Origin of the sequence: uncultured Maribacter sp., from assembly GCF_947500405.1 — a bacterium.
Taxonomy (GTDB): domain Bacteria; phylum Bacteroidota; class Bacteroidia; order Flavobacteriales; family Flavobacteriaceae; genus Maribacter_B.
This window is the reverse complement of the sequence record NZ_CANMRY010000002.1, coordinates 442,354-449,870: the sequence shown is the minus strand read 5'-3', so window position 1 is coordinate 449,870 and position 7,517 is coordinate 442,354. Positions and strand designations below refer to the sequence as shown.

The following is a 7,517-nucleotide window of genomic DNA, read 5'->3' as shown; positions in this document are numbered from 1 at the left end:
TTTAAACATCTAGGATTTTTCCTTATTGTTTTTCTCAAAAATTTGATAGGATCCTCTTATAATATTAAAAAATTATGTCTAGCATAAATAGAAAACAAACATTATGTATTGTCCTGAAATAGATTGGCCTTTTTTGCATTATAAAAGGTTAGAAATTCTATTTTTCGTTTATTTTTTTGATACGATTTGTACGGAACGTTTTTATTTAAGTGAGCATGACTAGGAATGTTTAATTCCAAGCTGCAATGCTTTTTAATAGTCTTGTACGCTGGATTTTTATAGTTGTTCCACTAATTTTCTGGCGGTAATAGTATCCTATATAATTTTCAGTTTACTTATCTTATTTTGATTATCGAATTCAATAATGTCAACGACATCAAATTCTACTCTTTGATTATTTTTTAAAGTCCATTTATAGGTAAAATAAAGAGCTAAATTGTTTGAGTCATTTTCTTCAAAAATTCCTTTTAAGTGAAGTTCAGAATTTAATGTATCACTATTTAATTCACGATAAAATTCATCTGTTTTTTTTATTTCGTATAGTGGTGAATCCACCATTCCATTTTCATTGAATAATGCAACTACTTTTTCAATATTTCCATTTTCAAGATGAGTTATATATTGCTTTGCTATTTCCTTTTTATTCATTATTTCATCAATTTTAAATTTCAGAGTTTGTTTCTCAGCTTTTGTACAACTGAGGTTTTTAATTTTTTTTAATAAAAAAACTATTAAACCAACGCTATAGATTAGTTTAATAGTTTTTACTCGATAATCGAGATTTAAATGCTCCGACGCTTGCGTCGAAATCAATGCTAATTTTCTTTCTAATGCCTCGTGGGCTTGCCCCGAGGTAGTTTACTTTTTCTCTAATTTAAAATTAATTCAGTATTGGTATTTGTGAATTACAAAGGAGATAATTTTAATTATTCCTTTGCTTAACAATTTTATTTACTACTTTAGTTTGTTATAAATATTCGATTTTTTTTTGATTACCAGAAATGAATTCTATTAAATAATCGATTTTTAAAATTTGTTTTGTAAATCCGACGTAGTTTAACTTCAATGTTATTTAATACCTAATTTACACAAAATCTTCTTCTCTATTAACTCTCATAATCCACATCTTATCATCATAAGAATCATTTAATTTAGAGTAATAAGATATTAGTGCGTTATTCCAAGACTCATGTCTTTTTAAATACACATAACGGTATTTGTTTTCTGGATTAATAAAATAACTTGCATTTAATCCATAAGAGTTAAGCAGTTTAACAAATCTATTTGCGTTGTTAGGGTTTGCAAAAACATTTGCAATTATGTAGTAACCAGAATTAGCACCATCTATAACATAGGTTTTTGGTGAAGGCTCTGTTGCAGCAATATTATCTTTTACGATAACATTAGATTGTAAATTGTTAGTAGCATATTTAGAAGATTTTTCTTTTAATTTGTCCACATTACTTGCATAAGCTTCATTACTGTATTTATTATCTACATTCATGATCCATAGCTTACCATTGTAATTGCCGTTTAAATTACTTTTATAAGCTTCAGCAGCTTGATCCCAAGAATCATAACGTTTTAAATACACATATTTAAGTCCGTTATTTTGGTTATCTATATAATTTGCATTAATGCCTTTATCTTCTAATTTGTGTAAAAATTTATCTAAATATTGCCCACCTTTATACACATTTGCAATAACATAATACCCATCTTGTACACCATCTAGATTTTTAAATTTTCTACTTTTTATTGGTTCTTGTGTTGGGGTTATAGCAGCATAATCTCTTTGTTGCGTGTTATCTCTAGTAGCTTCTGGTTGCACTGTTTTTTCAATAACTTTATTTGTTTTTGTAGTATTAGGAGTTACAGTTGCAATAGATGTGTTTTTGGTGTATGAATTATCTTGTTCTTTTAGTATTGGGTTTGTTGTGTTTTGTGCAACAGTTGGTTTATCTCTACCAGTATAAAATAAGTCTTTAGCTCTTTTTTCTACATCTGGTCTTTGGCCATTAGTTTCACTACGAACCATTTTCATCACAAGATTAAATCTTCTTTCTAAATCTAGTTGTCTGTTAGCTTCTAATGAATCTTGCTTAAACATAAGTTCTGCAAGTACTTCATCATTCTCTTCTAGTTTCTTTTTAAGAGCCTCTAACTCATCATTTTTTACTAAATCTTCTGCTTTAATTTCTGAGTTATCTGCTAGATTTTCTTCATAATCGTCCTCTAACATTACACGGTCTTCTGTAAGATTAGGAGTAAAGGAATATGCAAAAGAAATTTCATGCGTTACTCCAAGATTATCAAAATCGGTACTTAGCCCCTTTTCCATGGTATACCCAAGAGATATTCTTCTATTAATATTAAAACCAATACCGGCAGATGCTCCATAAAAAGAATCATAACCACCTTGTACCCATCCTAACTTTGGCAAATCTAATAACAAACTACCGCCAAGTTCTACATCTTCTTCTCCTTGCATTTTTACTCTTGCTAAAGGCATAAGTCTTGCGTTTTCCATTATACCAGCAGAATTTTTAAACCGATGAGTATATTGTAAATGCCCAGAGTAGGTCTTATCTTTAAACTCGGTAAGTGTTTCGCTTGTTTTTAAATTATAATCAAAAAGATTTTCTGCAAAAACACCAACATCAAAATTTCCGTAAGAAATATTAAACCCTGGTTGAAAAGAAAGCACATTACTATCTTCTGTTCCGTTTAGCCTAAAATCATTTACATCTACAACATCTACATTATTTCTATTTAAACCAGAACTATAGTAAGCAAGGTTGGCTCCAAAAGTAAAGTTGCTTTTATCGCTTAATTTAATACCATAAGCATAGTTAGCCAAAACACCTATATTAGATAAAGGTCCCACTTTTTGAGTATACAAACTTAAACCTAATCCACTACGGTCTCCCATTCTACCACTATAACTTAAAAAATACGTTTGTTCGTTATCTTTAAATTGTACCGATTGGTTTCTGTGTAATAAATTTATATAAGATTTATCCTCTTGTACCGTAGAAAAAGTAGGGTTTATTAAAAAGCGATTGTATTTTAATAAGTTTTGTGGTGCTACTTTATATGGTAAAATAGGGTCGTCTTCTTGCGCATTTACAGCTGTAAATGTTAAGAAAGCGAATAGGATTAGTTTGGTTAATTTTTTTAGTCTCATCTTGTTAACGAATAACTGTAATTGTACCTTGTTTAAGAGTTTCATTAGCATTCTTTATTACGTAATAGAATACCATGTTTTGTTTAGCAAATGATGTTGTAGATTCTGGCCAGTTATTTTGGTAGCCATTTACATTAAGTAATTCTAAACCTTTATCTGTATAGATAACAACATTAATATCTTGTTTATTAGAATAGGTATTTGGTATAACCCATTGGTCATTTGCTCCATCACCATTTGGCGTTATAACATTAGGAACATTAAATAAGTCTTGGTAAACAACAGTAAGTGGTTTACTAATTTCGCAATTATCAACATTTGCTATTAATACATATTCTCCTTCTTGCGTAAATGTGTACGAGTTTGTAGACCCTAATTCTATACCATTAGCATCTAACCAACGGTATGTTGTACCACCACTTGCAGTAACTGTTTTAGAACTACCTTCTGGAAAAACTATCTCTCCATCAACATCTACAGTTATTAAACTTGCATCTAGAGGAGTAATATTAATTTCATTAGAATATAAGGTACATCCATTTTTATCTATAGCTAATCTATAGGTTCCTGGCGCAGTAACATTCAGTGTTACCCCAGAAGTACTTACAGAAGAACCATTAAGTTCCCAAGTATATGTTTCTGTAGATAAATCTTTTGTGGTTGACACTGTAATTACATCACTAGAACTACAATAAATAGTACTTGTACTACTAATAGTTACGGTTTCATTTGTTAATAATTGTACCGGTAAAGTGTCTGAAGTGTCATTATACGTAGCAATAGTACCTTCTATAGTATAATCTCCATTTTCAGAAGTATCTGTTAAGCTAATAGTTTTACTAGTTGCCCCAGAAATATCTACACCATCTTTTTTCCATTGGTATGTAAAACTGTCTATAATAGAAGTTGTAACATCTGTTTTAGTACCGTCGTTTGCAACAGCATTAATGGTTTTTACTTCTAATACAATAGCAGTTGATACACAGGCCGTATAATTGGATTGATAATCTGTAATAATTTCAAATGATGCAGGAACTACAGCTGTTGTAGTTTCAGAATTTCTTATTGTACCAGGACAGGCACCACCAGCTTGTGTTACTTCTGCATAGTACGTTCCTTCTTCGGTTATATCTAATGTACTGTTAGTGGCACCACTTATTATAGTATTGTTTCTATACCATTGGTAGCTTGGTGTAATTGCTGTAGTAGTTACACTTAAGGTTTCTGGTTGTGATGGTAAAACCACTACATTGGCACCATTGTTTCTTGTTACCGTAAAATTGTCTGCGTTAGTTATTGTAATAGCAGCAGATTTTTCGGTACAAATTCCAGAAGCAGAAATTTCTACTTGGTAGTCTGCCTCAAAACCACTAACACTTGCATCAACTATATATGTTTCTTGGGTTGCTCCTGTAATTATAGTATTATTTTTATACCATTGGTAAGACCAACTAGGATCTGTTAAATTCATGGTAAGTGTTTCGGTATCTCCATTACATAGAGCAGTTTTAGAAGGCGAGTTAATTGCAATACCAGAACCTGTTGCTCCAATAGTAACATCTACCCAGTTAGAATCTGTATTCCCAGAACCAGTACATTCTGGTCCATAATCTATAAACGCATTATAAATACCGCTTTGTGTTACATTTATTGTATGCCCTTTTTCTGATGTTAATTCGGTACCACTTCTATACCATATATACTGGTATGTTTCTGGATTTGCTATATTATCTACCTGTAGTGTAATAGGATTTTCACTACATATATTTCCTGGAGGAATACCATTGCCAGCTTCACTAATATTTAAGTTACTTGTTACATCCATGTAGTACATACTATAAGTAGAAGATTCTGGACTAGTTTTTTCTGGATCCGTACTACGAACTCTCATTTTATACCCCTGTCCTCTTGTTGTTGTTGGTATTGCAAATTCTATATCAAAATCTGTAGTAGTATTTTTATCTGTTGCTTTTGCTAACTCTGTTGGAGAACTAAAATCTCCACTAGCATCCGAAAGTTCTAAAATAAATTCATTGTTAGTGTTTACGGTACCTGCCCATTTAATTTTTGCATAGTATTGGTTAAAACCACCATTACCTGCGCAAATATTTACCCAAGGAGAGTTTCCAGGTAAGTTTGGATTATCAGCAGGAGTTGGTGCATTTATTACAATTGCTTGTGCGCTAAGTGTTGTTGCACCAAGAAAAATAAAAAGCATTAAGAGTAATGCATTGCCGTAAGTTAGTCTTTGTTTCATAAGTAGATGTAGTTTTGGGTTACTACTATATTGGGCCGTTTTTTTACTTAAAAGTGTTTTTACTGTCGTTCCATAACGTAAAAATTTTGAAAATAACGCATTTGAACCCCTTTTTTTTACACTTCATAAGTAACAAACACAAATATGTTAATTATTTTAGGGCTATAGAATTTAATGTTGTATGGGTATTTAAATGTGTTGTGAAACGCATTTTTTATAGAGTCTGTACTTTTTAATGTACCAGTATTACTGCATTTTTGCTACTTTTGCAGACTAAAGATTAGAAAGAATGAGCGACGATTCAAAACCGTTAAATTTTATTGAGCATATTGTTGAGGAAGACCTAGCAAATAATTTTCCAAAAGAGCATTTGCGCTTTCGTTTTCCACCAGAACCAAATGGATATTTACACATAGGACATGCAAGTTCTATATCTCTAAATTTTGGACTTGGATTGCGCTATAATGCACCTGTAAATCTACGTTTTGATGATACAAACCCTGCAAAGGAAGAGCAAGAGTTTGTAGATGCTATTAAGAAAGATGTTACGTGGTTAGGATATGAATGGGATACCGAACGGTATGCTTCAGATTATTTCCAGCAATTATATGATTGGGCTATTTATTTAGTTAAAAAAGGAAGGGCATATGTAGATAATCAATCTTCTGAAGAAATGGCTGCTCAAAAAGGTACACCAACAGAGCCTGGAACAGAAAGCCCAAACAGAAATCGTTCTGTAGAAGAAAATTTAGCTCTTTTTAATCAAATGAAAAAAGGAGAGTTTAAAGAAGGAACTCATGTTTTACGCGCTAAAATAGATATGGCTTCTTCCAATATGCTTATGCGCGATCCTATCATGTATCGTGTGTTACACAAAGCACATCATAGAACAAATACCGATTGGTGTATTTATCCTATGTATGATTGGACACATGGAGAGAGTGATTATATAGAGCAAGTATCGCATTCTTTTTGTACCCTAGAATTTGCTATGCACCGCGAATTGTATGATTGGTTTTTAGATCAAGTATATGATGAAAAAAAGGTAAGGCCAAAACAAAGAGAGTTTGCTCGCAGAAACTTAAGCCATACCGTAGTTAGTAAAAGAAAACTAGCTCAATTAGTAGAAAACGGAGTAGTTGGTTCTTGGGATGATCCAAGAATGCCTACTATTTCTGGTTTGCGAAGAAGAGGATACACACCAGAATCTATCCGTAATTTTACAGAGACTATTGGTATTGCTAAACGAGACAATTTAATTGATGTTTCTTTATTAGAATTTCAAGTTCGTAACCATTTAAACAAAGTTGCTCCTCGAGTAATGGGAGTTTTAGACCCTTTAAAAGTGGTTATTACAAATTATCCAGAAGGAGAAGAAGAATGGTTAGATGCTGAAAATAACCCAGAAGATGAGAGTGCTGGTTCTAGAAAAGTTCCTTTTTCTAGAGAATTTTACATAGAAAAAGAAGATTTTAGAGAAGAAGCAAATAAAAAATTCTTTAGACTTAAGTTAGGTAAAGAAGTTCGTTTAAAGAACGCTTATATTATTAAAGCAGAGTCTTGTACAAAAGATACCGATGGGAATATTATAGAAGTGCAATGTACCTATGACCCAAAAAGTAAAAGTGGTAGCGGTACCGAGGAAAGCCTAAGAAAAGTAAAAGGAACATTACACTGGGTATCAATAAAACATGCTGTAGAAGCAGAAGTTCGTTTATATGATCGTTTATTTACAGATGAAAGTCCAGATACGCATAAAGGCAAAGATTTTATGGATTTTGTAAATCCAGATTCTTTGCAAGTAATAAAAGGATATTTAGAACCACACCTTAAAGAAGCTAAAATTGGAGATAGAGTTCAGTTTCAGCGTTTAGGATATTTTTGTGTAGATCCAGATTCTACTTCAGAAAAATTAGTTTTTAATAAAACAGTTGGTTTAAGAGATTCTTGGGCCAAAATTGCGGAGAAATAGAAGTATAAGCTTTAACAATAGAATAAAAAATAATCATTGGTATTTTTTATTCTATTGTGTTATTTTACGAGGTTTTGCAGAGTTTTTAAAATAATTAGAAG

At 31.7% G+C, this 7,517-nt stretch carries 4 protein-coding genes; 1 reads left to right on the top strand and 3 read right to left on the bottom strand.

Annotation, left to right across the window (positions count from 1 at the left end):
* Positions 1 to 315: 315 nt before the first annotated feature.
* The 3 genes from Q0945_RS04180 to Q0945_RS04170 all read right to left on the bottom strand — a co-directional run bounded on the left by Q0945_RS04180 (position 316) and on the right by Q0945_RS04170 (position 5,444).
* Complete coding sequence (locus tag Q0945_RS04180) at positions 316 to 648, bottom strand: nuclear transport factor 2 family protein (RefSeq protein WP_299431079.1); 333 nt, start codon at positions 646 to 648, stop codon at positions 316 to 318.
* A 436-nt stretch (positions 649 to 1,084) separates the two neighbouring features.
* Entirely contained in the window at positions 1,085 to 3,187 is a 2,103-nt protein-coding gene (locus tag Q0945_RS04175) for a PorP/SprF family type IX secretion system membrane protein (protein WP_299431077.1), read from the bottom strand.
* 4 nt (positions 3,188 to 3,191) lie between these two features.
* Positions 3,192 to 5,444 carry a gliding motility-associated C-terminal domain-containing protein gene (locus Q0945_RS04170; protein ID WP_299431075.1) on the bottom strand — a complete coding sequence of 751 codons (2,253 nt, stop codon included), beginning with the start codon at positions 5,442 to 5,444 and terminating at the stop codon, positions 3,192 to 3,194.
* 289 nt (positions 5,445 to 5,733) lie between these two features.
* Here Q0945_RS04170 and Q0945_RS04165 point away from each other — a divergent pair, with 289 nt between their 5' ends.
* Positions 5,734 to 7,416 (top strand): glutamine--tRNA ligase/YqeY domain fusion protein, encoded by a 1,683-nt coding sequence (locus Q0945_RS04165; protein WP_299431073.1) that lies wholly within the window; start codon positions 5,734 to 5,736, stop codon positions 7,414 to 7,416.
* Positions 7,417 to 7,517 lie beyond the last annotated feature (101 nt).

What these genes read in the sequence shown, in the direction of transcription:
- Q0945_RS04180 (WP_299431079.1), bottom strand. Translation starts at nt 648, where the DNA reads ATGAATAAAAAGGAAATAGCAAAGCAATATATAACTCATCTTGAAAAT.
- Q0945_RS04170 (WP_299431075.1), bottom strand. Translation starts at nt 5,444, where the DNA reads ATGAAACAAAGACTAACTTACGGCAATGCATTACTCTTAATGCTTTTT.
- Q0945_RS04175 (WP_299431077.1), bottom strand. Translation starts at nt 3,187, where the DNA reads ATGAGACTAAAAAAATTAACCAAACTAATCCTATTCGCTTTCTTAACA.
- Q0945_RS04165 (WP_299431073.1), top strand. Translation starts at nt 5,734, where the DNA reads ATGAGCGACGATTCAAAACCGTTAAATTTTATTGAGCATATTGTTGAG.